Annotated in this window: 24 protein-coding genes and 2 pseudogenes; 8 read left to right on the forward strand and 18 right to left on the reverse strand. The window is 62.0% G+C overall.

Going from position 1 to position 21,485, the window contains the following annotated elements:
* Window positions 1-175: 175 nt before the first annotated feature.
* Window positions 176-355 (forward strand): annotated as a pseudogene (locus Q8K08_RS21895) (IS6 family transposase); the annotation flags it as partial.
* Window positions 356-402: 47 nt separating this feature from the next.
* Here the strand turns inward: Q8K08_RS21895 and Q8K08_RS01835 are convergent.
* Together Q8K08_RS01835 and Q8K08_RS01840 are read right to left on the reverse strand one after the other, a co-directional pair.
* Complete coding sequence (locus Q8K08_RS01835; protein ID WP_305249020.1) at window positions 403-1,170, reverse strand: NAD(P)-binding domain-containing protein; 768 nt, start codon at window positions 1,168-1,170, stop codon at window positions 403-405.
* Window positions 1,167-2,450 (reverse strand): aspartate aminotransferase family protein, encoded by a 1,284-nt coding sequence (locus Q8K08_RS01840; protein ID WP_305249021.1) that lies wholly within the window; start codon window positions 2,448-2,450, stop codon window positions 1,167-1,169. The genes Q8K08_RS01835 and Q8K08_RS01840 overlap by 4 nt, the downstream gene beginning before the upstream one ends.
* A 109-nt stretch (window positions 2,451-2,559) precedes the next feature.
* On the opposite strand from Q8K08_RS01840, the gene Q8K08_RS01845 reads away from it, so the two are divergent.
* Complete coding sequence (locus Q8K08_RS01845) at window positions 2,560-3,162, forward strand: helix-turn-helix domain-containing protein (RefSeq protein WP_305249022.1); 603 nt, start codon at window positions 2,560-2,562, stop codon at window positions 3,160-3,162.
* A gap of 197 nt (window positions 3,163-3,359) precedes the next feature.
* Here Q8K08_RS01845 and Q8K08_RS01850 read toward each other — a convergent pair.
* Window positions 3,360-3,914: pseudogene (locus Q8K08_RS01850) on the reverse strand (DNA methyltransferase); the annotation flags it as partial.
* A gap of 116 nt (window positions 3,915-4,030) precedes the next feature.
* Between Q8K08_RS01850 and Q8K08_RS01855 the strand changes: the two are divergent.
* Together Q8K08_RS01855 and Q8K08_RS21900 are read left to right on the forward strand one after the other, a co-directional pair.
* On the forward strand, window positions 4,031-4,888 hold the full coding sequence (locus tag Q8K08_RS01855) for an endonuclease/exonuclease/phosphatase family protein (protein WP_305249023.1): 858 nt from the start codon (window positions 4,031-4,033) through the stop codon (window positions 4,886-4,888).
* A gap of 120 nt (window positions 4,889-5,008) precedes the next feature.
* Window positions 5,009-5,230, forward strand: coding sequence for a DUF4236 domain-containing protein (locus Q8K08_RS21900; RefSeq protein ID WP_370870480.1), 222 nt, complete (start codon window positions 5,009-5,011; stop codon window positions 5,228-5,230).
* On the opposite strand, the gene Q8K08_RS01860 is transcribed toward Q8K08_RS21900, so the two are convergent.
* On the reverse strand, window positions 5,201-5,437 hold the full coding sequence (locus Q8K08_RS01860) for a hypothetical protein (RefSeq protein WP_304800522.1): 237 nt from the start codon (window positions 5,435-5,437) through the stop codon (window positions 5,201-5,203). The genes Q8K08_RS21900 and Q8K08_RS01860 overlap by 30 nt on opposite strands.
* A gap of 195 nt (window positions 5,438-5,632) precedes the next feature.
* On the opposite strand from Q8K08_RS01860, the gene Q8K08_RS01865 reads away from it, so the two are divergent.
* The gene (locus tag Q8K08_RS01865) at window positions 5,633-6,364 is read left to right on the forward strand and encodes a Crp/Fnr family transcriptional regulator (RefSeq protein ID WP_305249024.1); all 732 of its coding nucleotides are present in this window, start codon (window positions 5,633-5,635) and stop codon (window positions 6,362-6,364) included.
* Here Q8K08_RS01865 and Q8K08_RS01870 read toward each other — a convergent pair whose 3' ends face one another.
* The 14 genes from Q8K08_RS01870 to atpD form a co-directional block, all read right to left on the reverse strand.
* A complete protein-coding gene (locus Q8K08_RS01870) occupies window positions 6,365-7,153 on the reverse strand; it encodes an SDR family NAD(P)-dependent oxidoreductase (protein WP_305249025.1) in 789 nt (262 codons plus the stop codon).
* Window positions 7,154-7,306: 153 nt separating this feature from the next.
* Entirely contained in the window at window positions 7,307-8,305 is a 999-nt protein-coding gene (gene arcC, locus Q8K08_RS01875; RefSeq protein ID WP_305249026.1) for a carbamate kinase, read from the reverse strand.
* A gap of 1 nt (window position 8,306) precedes the next feature.
* Entirely contained in the window at window positions 8,307-9,308 is a 1,002-nt protein-coding gene (gene argF, locus Q8K08_RS01880) for an ornithine carbamoyltransferase (RefSeq protein WP_305249027.1), read from the reverse strand.
* Between the two features lie 30 nt (window positions 9,309-9,338).
* Entirely contained in the window at window positions 9,339-10,562 is a 1,224-nt protein-coding gene (gene arcA / locus Q8K08_RS01885; RefSeq protein ID WP_305249028.1) for an arginine deiminase, read from the reverse strand.
* On the reverse strand, window positions 10,559-11,989 hold the full coding sequence (locus Q8K08_RS01890) for a YfcC family protein (protein ID WP_305249029.1): 1,431 nt from the start codon (window positions 11,987-11,989) through the stop codon (window positions 10,559-10,561). Before Q8K08_RS01890 ends, arcA begins: the two co-directional genes overlap by 4 nt.
* Window positions 11,990-12,097: 108 nt before the next feature.
* Window positions 12,098-12,907, reverse strand: a complete 810-nt coding sequence (locus Q8K08_RS01895) for a F0F1 ATP synthase subunit gamma (protein ID WP_305249030.1) — start codon at window positions 12,905-12,907, stop codon at window positions 12,098-12,100.
* Complete coding sequence (locus Q8K08_RS01900) at window positions 12,900-14,393, reverse strand: F0F1 ATP synthase subunit alpha (RefSeq protein WP_305249031.1); 1,494 nt, start codon at window positions 14,391-14,393, stop codon at window positions 12,900-12,902. The genes Q8K08_RS01895 and Q8K08_RS01900 overlap by 8 nt, the downstream gene beginning before the upstream one ends.
* 10 nt (window positions 14,394-14,403) lie before the next feature.
* The gene (locus Q8K08_RS01905; RefSeq protein ID WP_305249032.1) at window positions 14,404-15,171 is read right to left on the reverse strand and encodes an ATP synthase F0 subunit B; all 768 of its coding nucleotides are present in this window, start codon (window positions 15,169-15,171) and stop codon (window positions 14,404-14,406) included.
* Window positions 15,168-15,413 carry a F0F1 ATP synthase subunit C gene (locus Q8K08_RS01910; protein WP_305249033.1) on the reverse strand — a complete coding sequence of 82 codons (246 nt, stop codon included), beginning with the start codon at window positions 15,411-15,413 and terminating at the stop codon, window positions 15,168-15,170. Before Q8K08_RS01910 ends, Q8K08_RS01905 begins: the two co-directional genes overlap by 4 nt.
* Complete coding sequence (locus Q8K08_RS01915; protein WP_305249034.1) at window positions 15,414-16,121, reverse strand: F0F1 ATP synthase subunit A; 708 nt, start codon at window positions 16,119-16,121, stop codon at window positions 15,414-15,416.
* A complete protein-coding gene (locus Q8K08_RS01920) occupies window positions 16,121-16,387 on the reverse strand; it encodes an ATP synthase subunit I (RefSeq protein WP_305249035.1) in 267 nt (88 codons plus the stop codon). The genes Q8K08_RS01915 and Q8K08_RS01920 overlap by 1 nt, the downstream gene beginning before the upstream one ends.
* Window positions 16,384-16,677, reverse strand: coding sequence for an AtpZ/AtpI family protein (locus Q8K08_RS01925; protein ID WP_305249036.1), 294 nt, complete (start codon window positions 16,675-16,677; stop codon window positions 16,384-16,386). The genes Q8K08_RS01920 and Q8K08_RS01925 overlap by 4 nt, the downstream gene beginning before the upstream one ends.
* Entirely contained in the window at window positions 16,674-17,093 is a 420-nt protein-coding gene (locus Q8K08_RS01930; protein ID WP_305249037.1) for a F0F1 ATP synthase subunit epsilon, read from the reverse strand. The genes Q8K08_RS01925 and Q8K08_RS01930 overlap by 4 nt, the downstream gene beginning before the upstream one ends.
* Window positions 17,090-18,502 (reverse strand): F0F1 ATP synthase subunit beta, encoded by a 1,413-nt coding sequence (gene atpD / locus Q8K08_RS01935; protein WP_305249038.1) that lies wholly within the window; start codon window positions 18,500-18,502, stop codon window positions 17,090-17,092. The genes Q8K08_RS01930 and atpD overlap by 4 nt, the downstream gene beginning before the upstream one ends.
* On the opposite strand from atpD, the gene Q8K08_RS01940 reads away from it, so the two are divergent.
* From Q8K08_RS01940 to Q8K08_RS01950, 3 genes are all read left to right on the forward strand, one after another.
* Complete coding sequence (locus Q8K08_RS01940; RefSeq protein WP_305249039.1) at window positions 18,470-19,075, forward strand: cupin domain-containing protein; 606 nt, start codon at window positions 18,470-18,472, stop codon at window positions 19,073-19,075. The genes atpD and Q8K08_RS01940 overlap by 33 nt on opposite strands.
* A gap of 148 nt (window positions 19,076-19,223) precedes the next feature.
* The gene (locus Q8K08_RS01945; protein ID WP_305249040.1) at window positions 19,224-20,354 is read left to right on the forward strand and encodes a hypothetical protein; all 1,131 of its coding nucleotides are present in this window, start codon (window positions 19,224-19,226) and stop codon (window positions 20,352-20,354) included.
* A complete protein-coding gene (locus Q8K08_RS01950; RefSeq protein ID WP_305249041.1) occupies window positions 20,351-21,457 on the forward strand; it encodes a Tat pathway signal protein in 1,107 nt (368 codons plus the stop codon). The genes Q8K08_RS01945 and Q8K08_RS01950 overlap by 4 nt, the downstream gene beginning before the upstream one ends.
* Window positions 21,458-21,485 lie beyond the last annotated feature (28 nt).

Below are 21,485 nucleotides of genomic sequence, written 5' to 3' on the forward strand. Positions count from 1 at the left end.
CCGCGACACTCCATTCGACCCACGCACCTCCATCCGGTGCTCGTTTTGGTGCTCCATGGCAAGCCTCCCACAAACTCAGTTGCAGGACGGCATGCCCGAAGTCACATCAAGCCGAAACCACGGGGCTGGCGCACCGCTTACTGTGTGTAGCGGTGTAGCGGAAGAAACAGGTGCGATGGCCATGGTGGGTCAGCGCCGATCCCCGAGCATACAGGATGCCGCTCAAACGGTGATGCTCTACATCCGGTTTCCGCTGTCGCTCCGGAACGTCGAGGATCTCTTGCATGAACGCGGCCTCAAGATCAGCCACGAGACCGTGCGGTTTTGGTGGAACAGGTTCTGTCAGATCTTCGCCGTTACAAATCATGACTCCGGGACGGTTCGGACCCAGTCATAAAACGGTCAGAGCTTTCGGTCCGGGGCTATACGGTGCAGAATGCTGGTCATGGCATGGTGCCAACTTTCAAGTGCGCCGTCTTGCCTTAAGTGCGAAACCATCTGTTCGGTGATGCCACCAGGCGTGCCGACTCCGTTGCAGATGGCATCGAGTGACTTGTCTGACTGCAAGAACACCTCGGCATTTCCGCGCAGGGTTTCGGCCACAAGGGAACGCGCGACGGCAGGGTTTAACCCCTCAGCCTCATACCAGGCTGCAAGATGGCGCATCAGAAAGACGCTTGCGCCTGACATCGCGCCAAAGACAACAGCGGTTTCAAAGCTGTGAGCGTCCGGCAATTCATGAACCGGGCCGCAGTCGGCGAAGAATTCGGCCCAGACTGAGCCTTTCGGATACAGAAAGGTTGGGCCGACAGAAAAGGCATTGGCATATCCTGGCATCATCGAAAGCGTCACCTCTGCAGGAGCGACGGATAAACGCAGGTCCTCAAGTTTGACTTTGGCCGCCATTGCCGAACACACCACCTGTCCCTTGCGAAAAACCAGCCCGCGCAGGATTACTTCCCCCTCTGCCGCTGGCAGGCAAACAAGGATGTGGTCACATTCATCGACCAGCGCCTGATTACTCTCAGCGACTTCGCAGCCAAATCGTGCCGCGAGTTCCGCAGCCTTTTCAACGCCCCGCGGTGAAAGCACAAACGCATGCCCACCCTTCTGGGCCCCCTGCACCAGATAGGAGGCAAGATTGCCAACCCCCAGGATGCCGACCTTCATGGCATCTCCTCAAGAACCTCGGCAATTGCGCGGCCGGTTGCAGCTATGTCCGCCTCTGTGTGTACGATCGATGAAAGGGAATGCAATGTGGCTGACGGGTTCATGTATATCCCCTTGTCCATCAACCGCAGGGTAAAGTCGCGGAATTTCATGCGGTCGACATGGGTGCAGAAATCCCGGAAATCATTGATTTCTTCTTGGTCCGTGAAAAATATCTGAAACATGGAATTCACGCCCTGCACCAAGATGCCGTGGCGATTGCTGGCCTTTGCCACACGGCGCACTTCGTTGGCCATGGTTTGGCCCAGATCCTTGATCTTGGCAAAGCCGGCCTGATTGTCGGCCAACATGGTTTCCAGCATCACCTTGGTTAGATGCAGGGTGAGACGTCCGGCGTTATGGGTGCCGTAATGCAGAACCTTACCCCATTCGAGGCCCTTCATGATATCTGCCCGTCCGCCGATCATCGCCATCGGCAGGCCGCCCCCCAGCGCCTTGCCATAGGTCACGATATCTGGACTGAGCCCATACAGCTCGGCCGCTCCCCCGGCAGAGAGGCGGAAACCCGTCACGGTTTCATCAAGGTAGAAGAGGGCACCATACTGGTGACACAACTCCTGCATTCGGTTGAGGTAACCCGGTTTAGGTGGGATCACCCCCATGTTGGACATGACCCCTTCCGTCACAACGCAAGCTGCCTCGTGGCCATGGAGCGCCATTGCACGTTCCAGGGCTTCGACGTCATTCCAACGCACCACAATGGTGTCTTTCCATGCCGCTTCGGGAATGCCGGAACTGTCAGGAATGCGGATCGGATCGTTTGGGTGCCCGAGCAAGGTGGGGGGCAGGGGATTTGTGTTGACCAGAACTGCATCCCACCAGCCGTGATAGTGACCTTCGAACTTTATGATCTTGCGCCGACCTGTGTGGCCGCGAGCCAAACGGAAGGCCGCCATCGCTGCTTCGGTCCCGGTATTGGCAAACCGCACCTTGTCCACATGGGGCAGCAGGCTGACCAACATTTCGGCCACTTCGACCTCAACTTCGAGGGCGGTGGCGAAATGGGTGCCGCGGGACACCTCGCGTGTGATGGTCTCTACCACCTTTGGGTGAGCATGGCCCAAAGGCAGGGCGCCGAAAGCCATCATCCAATCGATGTATTCCCGCCCGTCCACATCATAAAGCCGCGCGCCATGGCCGTGCGACATGTACCGTGGCGCGCCGCCAAAGGTCGCCGGCCCCCGCGAAGCAGATGATACGCCCTCTACAAGGACTTTCATCCCGCGTTCGAACAGGGATTTTGACGTATTTGGCATGAAGCGACCTCGCTATGATTGACAGCAACGTTCGTATAGGAACAATTTAATGTCAACGGCGTAGGATTGGAACATGGGGCTTACCGAGAGACCGCGTCATTCACAGGCGCACACAGCGCTTGCCGCACGTATCAGGCAATGGCGTGACGAACGCAGCTGGAACCAGCAAGAATTGGCCGACCGCGCCGGCATTGCCCGGTCAACACTGTCCAAGATTGAAAATGGGCTAATGTCGCCGACGTTTGAAGTACTTCTCAAACTGGCACGCGGGTTTGAAACCGAGCTGTCGGATCTGGTGCGGACGGAGAGCGTGCCGCTGTCGGGTCGCATGGTAGTAGAGCGATCAGCGGCGGATCGAACCGTGTTTCCCTACCCGCACAACCGGCTTTGGCCTCTTGCAGCCACTCTGAAAGGGCGGGCGTTTCAATCAGCCTTCGTTGAATTCACGCAGACAGACCTGACAGACTTCGGACCTTGGAACAGCCATCCGACCGAAGATCTTTTACTTGTCCTGTCGGGGCTGTTGGAGTTTCATTCCGAAGGATATGAAACTGCCGTGTTAAACCCCGGCGATACGGTGCACTTCGATGGAAGTGTGCCCCATGCCTGCCTTAGCGCCGGAACCGTGACCTGTCGTTGCCTTTATGTTTACGCTGCGAAAGTCTCTGGCATATAGATCTCTTAAGAGCTTCATCTCGTGAATCTCTGGTGGCAGCTGGGCGGCATGAGCAGACCCACACCCCCGGCCTACAAGACCAGGAACTCGACGGCCCAAGATGCGGCGCTCCCCCCGATGCAGAAGGGCGTCATTGCACCATTCTAAGGGGCAACCCTGAATCAACTTGGATAGAAAGTCCTTTCAAAATAAGATGGATTACCCATGAAGGGTTCGAACACCGCTTGACCCGGGCTGGAGTTGTTCAGGATCGGGCGGCGCATGCATTCGACTGGCTTTTGAGTGCCGTGCACCGTGGCCGCGTCCTGGTCCTTGCCGGAAATGTGCCAGAGCGTCGTCTGCTTGCGGTCGCCAGCCCAATGGCCTTTGCCGGTCTTCTTCACCGCATACCAGCAAGGCTCATGCTGCCAGTGGTAATCGCCGCGGCTGAGGACGAGGCGGTCTTTCGCCCAGATGATCTGGGACCGAACCGCGAACCCCGCCGCCACCAGGCTCTCGGCAACGGTCGAGGAGTGCAGCGCGCCGTGCCAGACATAGGCGACATCGCCAGGGAACAGCGCCCAAGCTTCGCGCCAGTCGGCCCGGTCGTCGTTCAGCACCTTGCCGGTGCGTTTGGTCTTGGCTGCACCCGCCTGGTTGCGCCAGCTTGGGTCGTACTCCACGCCATAGGGCGGATCAGTCACCATCAGCAACGGCTTCACGTCGCCCAACAGCCGTCCGACAACATCGGCGGACGTGCTGTCGCCGCAGAGTTTCTCCATCGCTAACAGCGGTCATTCGGAACGGTCCGATCGGATGGCATATTGGGTGCCCGTTGCGGACCGAGGTTAGGAAATCTGTTGCCTCTCAGGCCTCTACGGGAAAGTTCATGCGTTTTCTTTTGGTCATCGCGCTTTTGTTTGCTCCACTACTCGCGCGGGCAGAGACACTCCGGATCGCAAGCTGGAACATCGAGCACTTCGTTGCCGATACAGATCGGGGATGCCGGCCGCGCAGCGAGGCAGACTTCCAGCGCGTGCGTGATGTGATCGCGCAGGTGGATGCTGACATCTGGCTCCTTCAGGAAATCGAAGGGGAGCCCGCGCTTGCCCGGGTCTTCGATCCGGCAGAATGGGTTTTCCATGTCGAGGATCGCCGCCCGTCCCGCCGTTACCCGGAGTGTCGCAACACGCCCGGCCAGCGGCTTTCGATGCAGTCCACGGCCATCGCGATCCGAGCCGGGATTGCCCATCGGCGCCTGCCGGACCTGTCGGCGCTCGATGTGTCGAGAAGCGGGGCCTTGCGCCATGGCGTCGTTGTGGAGGTTGGAGCCGAGCGCCCCCTGACGATCCTGAACACCCATCTTCAGTCGGGATGCTTTGAAGGGATGGGCCGACAGTCCTGCGGAAACCTCTTCGCGCAGCTGCCAGTGTTGCGCGCCTGGTTCGATGCGCAGTCGGGTCCGGTGCTGATCGGCGAAGACCTGAATCGCCACGTTGAGGCTGAGGGCGATACCTTCTGGGCGATCCTCAACGAGTATGGCGACATTCACATCACCGGGGCGGAGATCGGACTCAACTGCTTGCCTCGCTTCAGCGCCTTCATCGACTTCCTGATCCTGAATGACGCCGCGCGCCCTGCGAAGATCGAAGGCACGTTCGCAGAGACGACATTCGGTGGGCCGGTCGAGGACTACCCGTCCGACCACTGTCCGATATCCATAGACCTCGACCTCGGGCGCTTGTGACCATGGCGCATTCCGTTCAGCCACCCGGACCTCATTCCAACCGCTCGACGTGCGTCTTTTTCAGGTGGGCTCCAGGCCTGCCCGACCCCAGTTTCACAGATCTGAGAGGATCCTGAACCCGTGTCATTGCGTTTCTGGAGGCGTGTCCGCCTTGCTCCCTGGGTAACTCTCACCCTCTCCAAATCCACCGCGTCCCTATCCTTCGGGCCTCTGGGGGCGAAGTACACTGTCAGCCCGCGCGGCAATCGCAGCACGGTGGGCATTCCGGGTACCCGGAAATGTGCGCAGACTTCTTCAGTTGAGCCACCACCGTCACCTGCGACGAACCGAGTTTCCGCCTGAAAGGATGCCGTTGATCAGGTCTGCGACGGCAGCGTGCAGTCCTTCCTGACCATCCTCGCCCCTGTCGTTCGCATGCGCTGCCGCCGCATCTTTCAGAATCCCGATGATATCGCGTTCCGGCAGAATGTTGCGGTCATTCAGCGCGAGCAGGAGCGACTCGCATATAGCGAGGGCGGCGGTTCCGGATACATCGGGGATCTCTGGCATTGGAAGGACTTTCTACGGGCGGACGGGACAGGGCGGAACACAGGTTTCATGCAACACCTGCGCCAGTTTCGCAGAACTGTGGTATCGTGGACTGAGGCAGATCAGTGCCAGTGGCCGCAAGCACAACTAAGGCTGTCGCAGGCGGCAACCATTCGGCCCGTCACATGACTCATGCCCTGAGAGGAATATCCAGCAGTGACAGCCCTGCATTCCCCATTTTCCCGCAAGCTTGGGGCCTTTGTCGCCCTGTCGGGTGAAGAGTTGTCGGCACTTGAGCGCCTGCATGGTCGTCGGAAAAGTTTCGCAGCCGGACGCGATATGGTGCACCAGGGGCAGGTCAACCAGTCGGCCTATATCCTCGCCTCGGGCTGGGTATGTTCTTACAAGCTCTTGTCGGGCGGCACGCGTCAGATTGTCGATTTTCAGATACCCGGCGATTTCCTGGGCCTGCGCTCGGTGTTGTTCCGCACTGCGGACCACAACATTGAACCTGTGACGCGCGTCGAGGCATCTGAGGTTCTGGCGAGCGATCTGCTGGAGACATTCAGCCGGACACCCCGGCTTGCGACTGCAGTCTTGTGGGCCGCGTCGCGCGACGAGGCGATGGTGGTGGAGCATCTGGTGGGCATCGGGCGCAGAGATGCCAAGGAACGCACCGCGCATTTCCTGCTGGAGCTGGGTGCACGGCTGAAACTGGTGGGCCTTGGCACTGCCTTGGAATACTCTTGCCCTCTGTCGCAATACATGTTGGCGGATGCCATGGGGCTGAGTGCGGTTCACGTCAACCGGGTGCTGCGCGAACTGCGCGAAGACGGCCTGGTCACCTTTCAGCAAGGAGAGGTGACCATCCACGATCTTGACCGCCTTGTCACGCTGGCCGATTTCGACAAGACCTATCTTGATCATGACGGGCCTTTGTTGAAATGATCAGGCGGCGGTCATGCCACCATCGACGGTGTAGGCGCCGCCGTTGATGTAGCCCGCATCATCGGACGCAAGAAAGGCCACCAGCCCAGCCACCTCGGTCGGCGTGCCATAGCGCTTCATGGGGATCGTCGCGGCAAAACCGTCATGCACCGCCGCCGCTGCGCCCGGACTAGCCCCTTCCTCGATCGACGCCATCATGCGGCTTTCAATCGGGCCGGGGTTGATGCAGTTGACGCGGATACCCTTTGCCCCCCATTCCACCGCTGCCGCTCGGGTCAGCCCCAGAACGGCGTGTTTGCTGGCGACATAGGCGCAAAGGCCCGCAGACCCGGTCAGCCCCGCCACGCTGGATGAATTGATGATGCTGCCGTGGCCTGCCTTTGCCATGACCGGGATCACCAGTTTCAGGCCCAGGAAAATGCCGGTCACGTTGACGTCCATCACCTTGCGGAAACCGTCAGTCGGGAAATCGGGGATGGGGGCAACCGGGCCTTCGATGCCGGCATTGTTGAAGAAGATGTCGATGGTGCCAAATGCCTTGACGGTGGCTTTGATGACTTCGGCAAAGGAAGCCTCATCCGTTACATCCGCCTCGACCACCAGCAAGCGCTTTGTGTCGGGGATTGCGGCTTGCAACGGGCCGAAATCTGCCCCGACCACATCTGTGGCCGCGATGATCGCCCCGCGGGCGGCCAGCAAGGTTGCTGTGGCCAGGCCAATTGCGCCGGCGGCCCCGGTGATCAGGGCAATCTTTCCGGTCATCGGTTGTGTCATCATCGGTTGTGTCATCATCAATCCTTTGGTCTTTCGGCTTCATGTGTGAAACCGCTGGCAGTTTTGCCCACTGAATGCCCCCGACGAGGACAAACGGGTGCAACGGGTGGGGTCGGGATTCGAGACCCTTTAACAAGGCCACTCGGAACTCTGGCCTATGATGACTGCCTATTCCGATCCCCGCACTGCTTTAGGTTGGTGGTTTTCCGACTGGGCCGCTTTATTCAAGTCGGGCAATCCGTTTTCTGCGGCAACGAGGTCGCCGCGCACCCGTGTGCCTGCCCGTCCTTCGATGATTGCGCGCGCGTCTTGCAGGCGCCCGATCCCGGCCATGCGTCCACCCGCCCGCACAAATTCGCAGGCAGACGTAATCTTTGGCCCCATCGACCCTTGGGGAAACTGCATCGGGGCCAGCGCCTCGGGGCTTATGTCAGCGATGGCCGTCTGATCCGGCCCGCCCCAGTCGCGGAACACGGCTTCCACATCTGTCAGCATCAGCAGAATGTCCGCGTTCAGGGCCTGTGCCAGAAGGGCCGAGGTGCGGTCCTTGTCAATCACCGCTTCGACACCCTCCATCTGGCCATCACTGCCCCGCACGACCGGGATGCCCCCGCCACCCGCGCAGATGACGCAGACCCCGGCATCGACCAGCAATCGGATCGGCGCGATGTTCAGGATGGCAACTGGCAACGGCGAGGGGACAACCCGGCGCAGTCCGCCTGTCGCCTCTGACACCATCGACCAACGATGTTCGGCACGCACCAGTTTTGCCTCTTCGGCCGAATAGACCGGGCCAATGGGTTTGGTCGGCTGGTCAAATGCCGGATCTAGCGGGTTCACCTCTACACGGGTCAACAGCGTGGCGCAGTCTGTGCCGGACGGCAGCGCGTTCATCAACTCTTGCTCGATCAGATAGCCGATCATGCCTTCGGTTTCAGCGCCCAGAATATCCAGCGGCCAAGGGTTCTCGGGGGCATATGCGGCAGATCTGAGCGCCATCAGCCCCACCTGAGGACCGTTGCCATGGGCCACGATGATCTGATGATCGCGCGCAAGGTCGGCCAGCGCCGCCGCTGCAATCCGCACGTTGGTGTGCTGCGCCTCGGCTGTCATCGGCTCACCGCGTTTCAGCAGGGCATTGCCCCCAAGGGCCACAACGATGCACATCTCAGGCCCCGATCGTGGCGACAAGCACCGCTTTGATGGAATGAAGCCGGTTCTCTGCCTGATCGAAAACCTTGGAGGCAGGGGATTCGAACACCTCATCCGTCACCTCCATGCAGTCGATGCCATAGGTCTGGAACGTCGCCTCGCCGGTTTTGGTATCCCGGTTATGGAAGGCGGGCAGGCAATGCAGGAACTTGGTGTAAGGGTTGCCCGACAGGTCCATGACCTTTTGCGTGACGGTATAGGGGGACAGAAGGGCGATCCGTTCGGCCCAGACCGTTTCCGGCTCTCCCATCGACACCCAGACATCGGTATAGATGAAATCGCAGCCCTCCACCCCCTCGGCCAGTTTTTCGGTCAGGGTGATCCGGGCGCCGGTGGTTGCCGCCAGCGCGCGGCACTGATCCACCAGCGCAGCGTCCGGCCAAAGGCTTTGCGGCCCGCACAGACGCACATCCATCCCGATCAGGGCCGCACCCACCATCAGGGAAGACCCCATGTTGCCGCCGGTATCGCCGATGAAGGAAAAGGCGATGTCCGACAGATGCTTGTGGGTGAACTCGCGCATCGTCATCAGATCCGCCAGAATCTGGGTCGGGTGAAATTCATCCGTCAGCCCATTATAGACCGGCACACCGGCGAACTCGGCCAGCACTTCGGCATCGGCCTGCCCGAAACCCCGATACTCGATGGCATCATAGAACCGGCCCAGCACGCGGGCGGTGTCTTTCATGGTTTCCTTGGTGCCGATATGGCTGCCTGATGGCCCCAGATAGGTGACATGTGCGCCTTGATCAAAGGCTGCCACCTCGAACGCGCTGCGAGTTCGGGTGCTGTCTTTCTCGAAGATCAGCGCGATATTCTTGCCTTTCAGCAGTTGTTTTTCGGTGCCTGTCGCTTTCGCCTCTTTCAGGCTTGCCCCAAGGCGCAGCAAATAGCGCAGCTCGTCGGGCGTGAAATCCAGCAGTTTCAGAAAGCTTCGGCCGTGCAGATTCTGTGGCATCGGGTGGTCCTTTCGGGACGATCGGATGGGTTAAAGCGCATCGCGGATCAGCGGGCAGGTCATGCAATGTGACCCGCCGCGCCCACGCCCCAGTTCGGCACCGGAAATGGTTATGACCTCGACACCGGCCTTGCGCAGCAGGGTGTTGGAGTGGGTGTTGCGCTCATATCCCACGACGACGCCGGGGCTGATGCACAAAAGGTTGTTGGCATCATCCCACTGTTCGCGTTGGCTTTCATAGGCATCGCCGCCTGTGGGCACGGTGCGGAGTTTCGCAATACCCAAGGCTTCGGCGACCACCTCCAGAAACGGCAGGGTTTCCGCAGTGACCGTCACCCCGCCCGTGTCGCCGGGCCGCAGCGAGTAGGTCTTGATCGCATCCGTAACCTCGGCGAACATCGTCACCAGATCACGGTCGCAAAAGGTAAACACGGTATCAAGATGCATCGACGACCGGGAACGCGGGAACTGGCAGGCGATCACCCGTTCTGCTCCGCCACCGGCAAACAACGCGCGGGCCACTTGCCCCACGGCCTGCGGCGTGGTGCGTTCGCCCATCCCGATCAGGACGACGCCGTTACCGATGGGCATCACGTCGCCGCCTTCAAGCGTGGCCATGCCGTGATCGACCTCTGGATCGCCGAACCAGATCGGAAATCCGGCATCGGCGAAGTCCGGGTGAAACCGGTAAATCGCGGCGAGGTTCAACGTTTCCAGCCGTCGCGCTGGCCAGAACATCGGGTTCAGCGTGACACCGCCATAGATCCAGCAGGAACTGTCGCGGGTGAAGATCTGGTTGGGCATCGGCGGCAGCAGAAAATCCTCGCCCCGCAGCATGGGCACCACGACGCCCGCTTCAGGGATCGGCAGTTCGGAGCGGCTCATCCCGCCGATCAGGATATGGGTCAGGGCATTGGCGGGCATCTCCATCAGGCAAGCATGCAGGTCAACCGACAGACCCACGCCCACCGAGTTGTCGCTGATGCGTGCGTCCAGCAGCCAGCGGCGCGCCTTGGGGTTGGTTAGCACCTCTTCCAGCATTTCACGCAACAGCACCACCTCGACGCCCCTCTCGCGCAGGACATCGACAAAGGCCATGTGGTCGATACGTGCCTGCTTGACCCAGAGCACATCATCAAACAGCAGGCTGGCCGCGTTGGCCGGCGTCAATCGGGCCATTTCCGATCCGGGCCGGTGCAGCATGACGCGACGCAGAACGCCCGCCTCGGAGTGAACGCCATAGGTCAGGGTCATGCGGGGGCTCCAAATGTGACGGCCAGCGCGAGGGCGGCCATGATGATCAAGGTCAGCACGGCCAGCAGAGGCCAGATGAACCGCAGCCAGCGTTCGTATGGCACGCGGCCAATCGCCAGCCCGCCCATGACGACGGCGGATGTCGGGGTGATCAGGTTGACCATGCCGCTGGCGGTGGCAAAGGCGGTCACCACCAACTCGCGCTTCACCCCGGCAAAATCCGCCACCGGGGCTAGGATCGGCATCGACAGGACGGCAAGGCCCGAAGTTGAGGGCACAAAGAACGAAAGCCCCACCTCGATCCAATAGACCACCAGAATGAAGGCGGTGCGGGGCAGACCCGCCACGCCAACCTCGGCGCTGTGAAGGATGGTGTCGGTGATGTGGCCCGCGTCCATCACCACCACGATGCCGCGGGCAAGGCCGATGATCAGCGCCACGCCCAGCAGATCCCGCGCGCCGTTGACAAAGCTTGCCACCAGCTTGCCCTCACCCAGCCGGGCGACGATGCCGATGACGATAGCCGCGATCAGGAACAGGCCGCTCATCTCGGCCATCCACCACCCGCCAATCGAGACGCCCCAGATCATCACCCCAAAGGTCAGCGCAAAGAGGATCAGGACGATCTTGTGCAACCCGGTGAAGGTCGCGGCTTCGGCAGGGGTCTCTTTCAGGAAATGCGCCTCGTTTGCGGCCTTTTTGTCATAGACCAGCGACTTTGTCGGGTCTGCCCGCACCCGTGCGGCATAGCGCATGACAAAGGCCACCGTCACCACCCAGCACAGGACCAGAATGATCAACCGCAGCACCAGCCCGTCGGCAAACGTCACCCCTGCCGCGTCAGAGGCGATGACCGTCGAGAACGCGTTGATGGTTGAACCCAGCACCCCCACGCCCGCGCCCAGCAAGATGACCGCAACCGCAGTCAGCGCATCGAACTTGGCCGCGATCATCACGGGGATCAGCAGGACGTAAAAGGCCAGTGTTTCCTCGGCCATGCCATAGGTCGTGCCGCCCAAAGCGAACAGCGCCATCAAGAACGGGATCATCCATGTCTCGCGACCTTTCAGCCGCACCATGGCGCGCGCAATACCCGCGTCAATCGCACCCGATGCCGTGACCACCCCGATGAACCCGCCAATGATCAAGACGAACAGCGACACGTCGATGGCATTGGCGGTGTATTCCACCGGATCATAAAAGCCCGCGACAGGGGCAAGAATGACGTCGAAAAACCCCTGCGGATTTGCCTCGGTCGGCGCATAGCTACCCGCCAACGGCACATCCTTGCCCAACGCCTCGGACGGGACGCGTTGATATTTCCCTGCCGGAATGATCCAGGTCAGGGCCGCCACGAACATGATCAGGGCGAACAGGATGGTAAAGGCGGACGGAAACCGAAACCCCGGCTTTTCGGTGGCTGGCATGAGGCTTTCCCCTGCAATGATGTGTCGATTTCAGCCTAGTGGCAACTGTCCGGGTCTGGACTGATGCAGGTTAGGTGACGCGCGAGGCACCAGTCGCGCCTTTTGCTTTCACCGCCCCGCCATTGCTCCTGCCGCGATTTCGATGATCTCTGCCGTGATCGCTTCTTGCCGCACGCGGCGCGCAAGGGCCTCCAAAACCCCCAGTTCAGTTTCAATCTGGCGGGACGCGGCCGCCATTGCGGCCATTCTGGCCTCGTTCTCGGCAACGAAGGCAAGCAGCGCGGCACGGGTCAGCAGCGCATGCAGGCGGTCAAGGCCAAGGCTTGCCGCCAGATCAGACGCAATCAGGTTGGTAAGCGGTGCGGGTAGGGAGGGCGCATCGCTTTCCTTCGGCAGGGGAAAAAGGATAAACCGCTGCACCCTGCCTTGCCCGCGTGTCCAGATCGTATGAACAACCGTAACAGTTGACCGCCCGCCTTGCGCAAACACTGCATCCAGCAGTCGATCGGCGAATTTCGGCAGGCTGGCAGAGCGCGACGGCATCGCGGCGGACCAGACAGGGGCCATCCCACGACCAGAGGCGATTGCGGCACCCCGGCTGCCGATCAGGAAAAGATCGGCCTGCGCGACGCCCTCGCCGACACCATCCAGCACGCGCTCTGAAAAGCCGCCGACAAAACCCTGCTCAGCACAAAAGACCACCAGCGCAGGGCGGGTGGCGGGGGGTGGGTTACTGTCATTGGTTTCCGTCGTTGCCTGTGCCTGCGCGTCGGCCAGCATCGCGGCATATCCTTCGACCGCCGCGATCTGGGCGCGAGCGGTTCGGGCGCGGGCCCCGGCGATACCGGTCATGGCGCGCACCACGCTTCCCAATTGGCGGATGCCGTCGATCCGGCTGCCAAGGTCGGCGTCAGACATCGGGGCTTTCGACCGCAGCGGTCAGTGTGCGCAAGGCGGCCAAAAGTGCCGCCCTGTCTTCCTTTGTCAGTGTCCCGGTGGCGGTGTTGCCGCGCGCCACAGAAATGGCCGTCTCATCAATGGCCTTGGGCATCGCATCCCGGAAGGTGCCAACCTGTTCAGGTGTCAGACTGTCCAGCAGCCCTTCCTGCACCGCCAGCACCAGTGCCACCTCGTCGATCAGCCGCATCGGGGCGTGTTGCGGCTGGCGCAAGACCGCGCGCAGACGTTGGCCACGGGTCAGTTGCGCCTGAACGCGCGGCTCGATGGTGCCGCCGAACCGGGTGAAGATTTCCATCTCCAGAAACTGCGCATAGTCCAGCCGGAGCGATTTTGCGGCATCCCGCAGGGCAGGGGCCTGCGTCTTGCCGCCCACCCGGCTGACTGAAACGCTAACATCGACGGCGGGCTTCTGGCCTTCCTGAAACAGCCGCGCATCCAGCACGATCTGGCCGTCGGTGATCGAGATCAGATTGGTCGGGATATAGGCCGAAAGGTTCCCCGCTTCGGTCTGGGCAATCGGCAATGCGGTCAAAGACCCGCCGCCACGCGCTGCCGACAGTTTCGCGGCACGTTCAAGCAGGCGGGCGTGGACATAGAACACATCGCCCGGATAGGCTTCGCGCCCCGGCGACTGGCGGGTAAGCAGGGCAATCTCGCGGTGTGTGGCGGCATGTTTGCTCAGGTCGTCGATGACGATCAGCGCGTGCTGCCCGTTGTCGCGAAAATGCTCGGCCATGGTCATGCCCGCAAAGGGTGCAATCCATTGCAAGCCCGGCGGCGTGGCGGGGCCAGCCACCACCACGACGCAGCGGTCAAACGCGCCATGGGTTTCCAGCGCATCTACTGCCCTGCGCACGGCCGAGGTTTTCTGGCCAACGGCGACATAGATGCAGATCATGTCGCTGTCTTTCTGTGCGATGATTGTATCAATCGCCAGCGTCGTCTTGCCCGTAGCCGGATCGCCCACGATCAACTCTCGTTGCCCCCGCCCCAGCGCGAACAAGGTATCCACCACCAGCACCCCGGTCTGGACCGGGTCGGTGACCAGTTCGCGGTCGATGATGCCGGGGGCGTCGCGTTCAACTGGCAGGGACGCCGCGGCCACGACCGGCCCTTTACCATCCAATGGGCGGCCAAGGGGATCGACAATCCGGCCAAGCAATCCCCGCCCGACTGGCACGCGGACCACATCCCCCGTGCCGCGCACCGCATCGCCCGCTTGCAGCGCACGCGCGGCGTCCAGCAGCACGCATCCGATCCGGTCGGGTTCCAGCACCTGCGCAAAGCCGAATTGTCCGCCGTCAAAGTGCAGCAACTCGTCCAGCCGCACATCGGGCAGACCCGAGATCATCGCCACACCATCGGCGATATCCTCGACCCGGCCCCGGTGTTCGGCCGTTGGGCCAAGCGGTGCGGATTGCACGCGGGCGGTGGCCTCGGTCATCCAAGGCGCCTCATGCAGCATCAGGCTGGCCGTTCGTGTCTTGGGATGCATCTGGCAATGCCAGTGCGGCCTTGATCCGCGCCAGATCGGCGGCCCATGAATTGAGCAAAGTGAAATGCGGGCTGTGCAGTTCGTGCCCCGCGATCAGGTCGGGGCTGGCACGAAAGCAAAGCGTGACCGGATGGCCAATGGCCGCCGTGATGGCCTGCGCGAGGGTGTCTTGCGCGGCGCTGTCCTGCGGGGTGGCGCTGATGACCTTTAGCGCAGCATCGCCCAGTGCCTTGCGGTCCGCCTCTGACAGTGCCGAAAGACCCTCGACCAGCCAGCCCAGAAAGGCCGCGTCCGTTGCGGCCCCGTCCAGCCGCGCCATAAGCCGACCCGCGATGGTCAGCGCCAGACCCTGCGCATCCTCGATCGCGCTGGCCTTCAGCGTTTCGGCGGCGCGGACGCGGGCGGCCTTGGCGGTGTCATGCAGGGCTTCGGCCTCGGCTTGTGCGGTTGCCAGCACCGTTTCGCGGGCGGCTTGCGCGTCCTTACGGGCGGTTGCAAGCAAGGCGTCACGCTCTGCCGCCATGGCGGCGCGGGTGGCATCAACCTCGGCCAATGCCGCTTCGGCCGTGGCTTTCCTGGCCTTGGCTTCTTCCAGCAGGGTGGCCGCTGCGGACTGCCGGGCGGCGATTGTTGCGGCAACAGGCGTCCAGAAATACCGCTGCAACAGCCAGACCAGCACAAGAACATTGACTGCCTGAAAGCCAAGGGTCCACAGATCAAAGCTCATGGCATCATCGGGTTGGCGAACAACAACAGCAGTGCGATGACAAGGCAGTAGATCGCCGTTGTCTCGATCATCGCAAGGCCCACGAACAGGGTGCGCGAGATGGTGTTGGCCGCTTCGGGCTGGCGCGCGATGGCGTCCAATGCGGCGGCGACCGCACGCCCTTCGGCCAGCGCCGGGCCAAGGGCACCGAAAGAGACGGCAAAGGCGGCGCAGATAATGCTGACGAGGGGGACGTAATCCATTCAGGACTCCTTGTTTTCCGGGGTGGGGTTTTCCGGGTCGGGTTGGGGGGTGCCCTTTTCGACGGCGCTGGTGATGAACACCATCGACAGAATGGCAAAGATGTAGGCCTGAACCGCGCCCGTCAGCAGCTCGAGAACCATCAGCGGGATCGGTACCAGCAGCGCCGCCAGCGAGCCCACGATGGCGATCACGAACACTCCGCTCATCACATTGCCGAACAGCCGCACGAACATGGAAAAGCCGCGGGTGATGCTTTCCAGCATGTTAAGCGGGATCATCACCGGATTGGGCAGCGCAAAGCCGCGCAGAAAGCCGCCGACACCGCCGCCTTTGACCCCGAAAAAGATGATCGAGCCGAACACCAGCCCAGCCAGTGCGGCGGGGGTTTCCATCGTGGCCGTCGGAGGGGTCACGCCGGGGATCAGTGAAGACCAATTAGCGATAAGGATGAACAGGAACAACGTACCAATGAACGCGCGGTAAGGGCCGGGGGGTGCCCCGGTCACATCGCGGATCTGGCCATCGACCGCCTCGACCAGCAGTTCCGCCGCTGCCTGAGTTTTCGAGGGCATCGCGGTCAAGCGGCGTTTCAACAGGATTGCACCAATGACCAGCACCACCATGATCGCCCATGTCACGACAACTGCGGGCATGATCGGCACCGGGCCGGCCATGAACAGCGGGGCTGAAAGCATGGGGCTGTCCATCAGGCCACCCACCGTATGACGGCAAAGCGCCCGATCAGCACACCCGACGCCGCCGCCAGCAACGGTCCAGCCCCCTGCATTGCCGCGATGATCAGCACCCCGCCCAAGCCCGCCATGCGCAGCAGCACCAGACCCACGCCAAACAACGGCCCACCCCGCCGACCCGACAGCATCAGATCGGCGCTGTGCCGGACCATGCGGAAATAGATCAGCCCGATGGCCCCCCCGCCAGCCAGCCAAAGAGCCAGTATCAGACCATTGTTCATGCGCTGCCCATCCATCGCCACGCGAACCAGCCACCAAGGCCAAGGCCGACCATCAACAAGGGTGCCGTCCAGAACAGGCCAGTCTCAAACCATCTGTCCAGCCAGCGGCCAAGGAACACGCCTGCCAGCATCGGCGCCACGATGATCCAGCCCAGAACGCCAATCTGGGCCAGCCGCCGCGCCACGGATGCCTCACCGTCCTGCAGCCATGCCGCGCGCCGTGCCTGATGCTTGCGCACTTCGTCCAAAAGCGGGTCCCTTTCCTCTGGCCCGGTCACAGGCCCGGTCATTGCCCCGCGCCCTTTGGTTTTGGCTGCAACCGCGCCAGCATCTGCCGCATGACGTTCAGTTGCAGCCGCGTGGTCTCGACATGCTCCACGCGTTCCTCGTCAAGATCGGCGCGGAAGCGGGACAGCACCTCGCGGTCCAGCTTGTCCAGATCGTGGCCAATCACCGCCTCACGGGTGGCGATGGCGACATGGCCCTTGCGGACCGTCAGCGCCCCCCCGCGCACGGCACAGAAATGCTGCGCACCGTCGGGCGTGGCCCAAGAGACGACCGACAGGGCGAGCCGGGTCAGGAAGTCGGCGTGTCCCGGCAGGATGCCGAAGTCGCCACTGGCATCCATCGCGCGCAGGCTGGTCACGGTCTGATCGACGACGATGGACAAGGGCGTCATGATGCGCAACGACATGGCCTTGGTCACGCTGTGGCCCCGGCAATCTCTTTCGCACGGGCGTCAGATATGGTGCCGATCATGTAAAGCGAGGACTCGGCCCAGTCATCTGTTTCGCCGTCAAGGATTGCGCGGCACCCGGCCAGTGTGTCGGCGCGGGTGACGGACTGGCCGGGTGTGCCGGTGAACGCCTCTGTCACCGCAAAGGGCTGGGTTAGAAACCTTTGCAGACGCCGGGCACGAATGACGATGCGCTTGTCAGCGCTGCCCAGTTCTTCGATTCCCAGCAGCGAGATAATGTCCTGCAGTTCGGCAAACCGCGCCAGTGTCTCACGCACGTCGCCCGCGATTTGGTAGTGATCTGCGCCCACCACAGCCGGGTCGAGCAGGGTAGAGGAGGACGCCAAGGGATCTATCGCCGGATAGAACCCCTGACCTGCCAAGGCGCGGCTTAGCACGATCACGCAATCCATATGTCCCGAGATCGTCGTGACTGCCGGATCGGTGAAATCATCGGCGGGCACATAGACAGCCTGAATTGACGTGACCGCAGCCCCTGCCACCGAGGCGATGCGTTCCTGCAACCCTGCCACTTCGGTCGCCAGCGTCGGCTGATACCCCACACGCGACGGCAGGCGGCCCAGCAGGCTGGACACTTCGGCCCCCGCCTGAACAAAGCGGAAGACATTATCCATCAGCAACAGCACGTTCTGGTGTTTCGTGTCGCGAAAATATTCCGAGATGGTCAATGCGGTCAGCGGTGCCCGCCAGCGCGCACCGGGGGGTTCGTTCATCTGGCCATAGACCAGAACCGTGCGCGGCAGAACGCCGGACTCCGACATCTCGGTCAACAATTCGTGCCCTTCGCGCGACCGTTCGCCGATGCCCGCAAAGACTGAAATGCCCTCGTATTTCTCGACCATAGCGTGGATCAGTTCCATCACCAGAACCGTTTTGCCGACACCTGCGCCACCGAACATCGCAGCCTTGCCGCCCTGTGCCATGGGGGTCAGCAGGTCTATCACCTTGATGCCCGTCTCGAAAACTTCGGTCGTGGTGGCTTGCGCAGACAGCGGTGGTGGTGCTGCGTGAATCGACCGGCGGGGCGTATTTTCCGGCAGGGCTTCCCCCAGGTCGCGCAGCCCCCCCGTCACGTCTAGGAGCCGCCCCAGCACAGCCTCGCCCACCGGCACCATGACCGGCGCCCCAGTGGACAAGACCGCCACGCCACGCGACAGGCCCGCCGTTGCCTGCAAGGAAACAGCGCGCAGCGTGGTCAGGTCCAGATGACTCTGGACTTCCAGCATCAAAGGGCCTGGACGGTCCCATTGCACCAGCAGCGCGTCATTCAGCGCGGGTAGCGTGCCCGCGTCATAGCGCACATCGACGACAGCGCCGCGCACGGCATGGACATGCCCGGAGGGCAGCACATCGGTCATTCGTTCCCTTTCTGGAGTTCAGTCATCGCGAAAGGCTTTTGCCGTTCGTTTATGAACTGCTTAGCGGACGTCGGCACTAATCTGCATCAACGACAGCCCGGTCGAACGGGCAGAGGTTTTGGCCTGCAAGGGGGCGGCAAGGTTGCGAACCCTTCAGCAAACGAACCGGAGAGTGAGATGAAGGGCTACGTTGCAGATATCGAAAAGCTTACCGAAGCAAATGATGATTTCCGGCAGGTGCTTTACACCGGGCATCACTTGCAGCTGGTCTTGATGGCGCTAAAGCCGGGTGAGGACATCGGGACCGAAACCCATTCGGGCCATGACCAGTTTTTCCGGATCGAAAAGGGCAGGGGCAAGGTCGTGATCGACGGCGTATCCCACAAAGTCAAGGACGGCGATTGCATCCTTATTCCCGCCGGAGCGGTCCATAACCTGACCAATACCGGCGATAAGCGCCTGCATGTCTACACTCTTTACGGCCCGCCCCATCACATCGACCCGTTGGTTCAGTCAAGTAAGGCCGAAGCAGAGGCATCAAAGGAAGTCTTCGACGGTGTGGTTTCTGAATAACAAAAGGCGCTTTGGAACGCCGAAATTGTAACGGCACGGCGCAGTCACGCCTCTGACCGACGGTCTTCCCGATGATGGACTGACGCAGGTCAGCACCAACCACAGGCCACGCGGGCAAGGTGGCGATAACGACAAAAGGAACTTCGTCATGATGCGTCCCCTGATCCTTGCTGCTTGCCTTGTGGCTGGTCCGGCCCTTGCCGAGACGTCTTTACTGGCCATCGCGCAGGACAGGTATGAGGCGGGCGCAACTGTGCGTTTCGCCGGACCGCCGGTGCAAGACCTGTTCATGGCGGGCAATCGCGTGGTCGTGGCTGCCCCTGTCGCTGGCGCGGCGCATCTTGTCGCTCGCCGTGTCACCGTCGAGGCGGCGGTGGCGGGAGATCTCTTTGCGGCGGGCTACCGGGTAGAGGTCTCCGGGGTGGTGGGGGGTGATGCTACCGTCATGGGGTATGAGGTGATCACGGGCAGCGTCACAGGCAACCTCCGCGCTGCTGGGTCCGAGGTTACCATCGGGTCGGTCGGGGGCTATGCGCTGATAACCGGGGCAGATGTTCGCTTGACTGGTGCCATCACGGGCGATGCGGTGCTGGTGGCCGAAGAAATTGAGTTTGGCACCGGGTCAACGGTTGCAGGAACGCTGAAGATCTATGCCGAGTCCCCCTCCAGCATCGTCGTGCCAGCAACAGTTGCTCCGGCCGCCCGGGTCACGATACTGCAAAGGACGGACCATGACCGAGCCGACTGGTCAAGAATGGTGCCAGCTACGCCTTCGCTGGGGCAGGTCATCGGCGGGTTTCTGATGAGTGTCCTGATCTCGGGCCTCATCGCCACCATGGTGATCGCCATTGCACCCAACGCGGTGCAAAGCTGGCGTGAACTTGCGCTTGCCCATCCGGGGCGGGCGATCTGGTCGGGGTTTCTTGTCACATCTGCGTTGGCAGGATCGGGCTTTGTGCTGATGTTGACGATTATTGGAGTGTTCCTGCTGCCAGTCATGCTGATCGTCACCGCTATGGCGATCTTTGCAGGCTATGCGCTTGGGTCGTATGTGCTGGGTGTCGGGCTGTGGCTGGCCGCAGGGCGGATGATGCCGGGCGGACTTGCGGGCAAGTTCGCGCTGGCCTGCCTTGGCGCCTTCTTTGCCGGGTTAGCTTGGCTGGTGCCGGTGGCGGGCTGGTTCTTTGTGCTGGGCGTGACGATGCTGGGGATCGGCACGCTGGCAGCCTTTGCGCTGCCTCGTGGCTGGCTGATGCTGGACAAAGAGCCTGCGACATGACGATCAGCCGAAGGCGCCTGTTGATCGGGGGCGGGACGGCTCTGGCGGGTCTTGGCGCAGCGGGCTGGCTGGGGTGGCGTCAGATGGGAACTGCGGGCCAGATGGCGGCCCATGCTGCCCGTCAGCGCCAATCCCTGTCGGTTCCGGCAACCGAACATGAGCTGATCCGCTATGCCACCCTCGCCGCGAACGGACATAATACGCAGCCCTGGCTTTTCCGGGCGGATGCGCGGGGGATCGACATCCTGCCGGATACCTCACGCCGCACGCCTGTCGTTGATCCTGATGACCACCACCTTTTTGTCAGCCTTGGCTGTGCGGTGGAAAATCTGGCGCTTGCTGCGGCAGCCATGGGGCGCGGGGGCGGGATCACGTTCGCGCCCACGGGCGATGGTGCGGTGCGCTTTCATTTCGGGACCAACACCGGCTCCGGCGATGATGCGGCCCTGTTTGATGCAATCCCCCTGCGGCAATCCACCCGGTCGGACTATGACGGCAGCGCGGTCAACACCACCGCCTTGGCGCAGCTTGAGGCGGCAGGGGCCATGCCCGGTGTCGATCTGACGCTGATCAATCAGCGGCGCCAGATCGACCAAATCCGTGATCTGGTCGTCGCGGCCAATGCGGCCCAACTGGCGGATCCGGCCTTTGTCGCCGAACTGAAACACTGGCTGCGGTTCAGTCCTGATGCCGCGATGGCCTTGGGTGACGGGCTCTACAGCCCTGCCAGTGGCCATCCTGCGCTGCCGGACTGGCTGGGGCGACGACTTTTCGACATGGTGTTCACTCCCGGAACCGAGAGCGCGAAGATCGCTCGCCAGATTGATACCTCATCGGGGATTGCGGTCTTTGTTGCGCAGCGTTCCGATCCCGAGCATTGGGTGCAGGTCGGGCGTGCGTGCCAGCGTTTTGCCTTGCAGGCCACAGCCTTGGGGCTGAGGACCGCCCATATCAACCAGCCGGCCGAGGTGCCGGCTTTGCGCGCCGCGCTGGCTAACGTTGCGGGTCTGCCAGGACGCAGGCCTGACATCGTGATGCGCTTTGGTCGCGCACCCGCCATGCCGTTTTCGGCCCGCAGGTTGGTTGATGCGGTCATGGTGTGAGGGCACCTGCAGCCCAACCCCGCGGTTT

This window comes from Pseudotabrizicola sp., assembly GCF_030684215.1.
GTDB lineage: Bacteria > Pseudomonadota > Alphaproteobacteria > Rhodobacterales > Rhodobacteraceae > Pseudotabrizicola.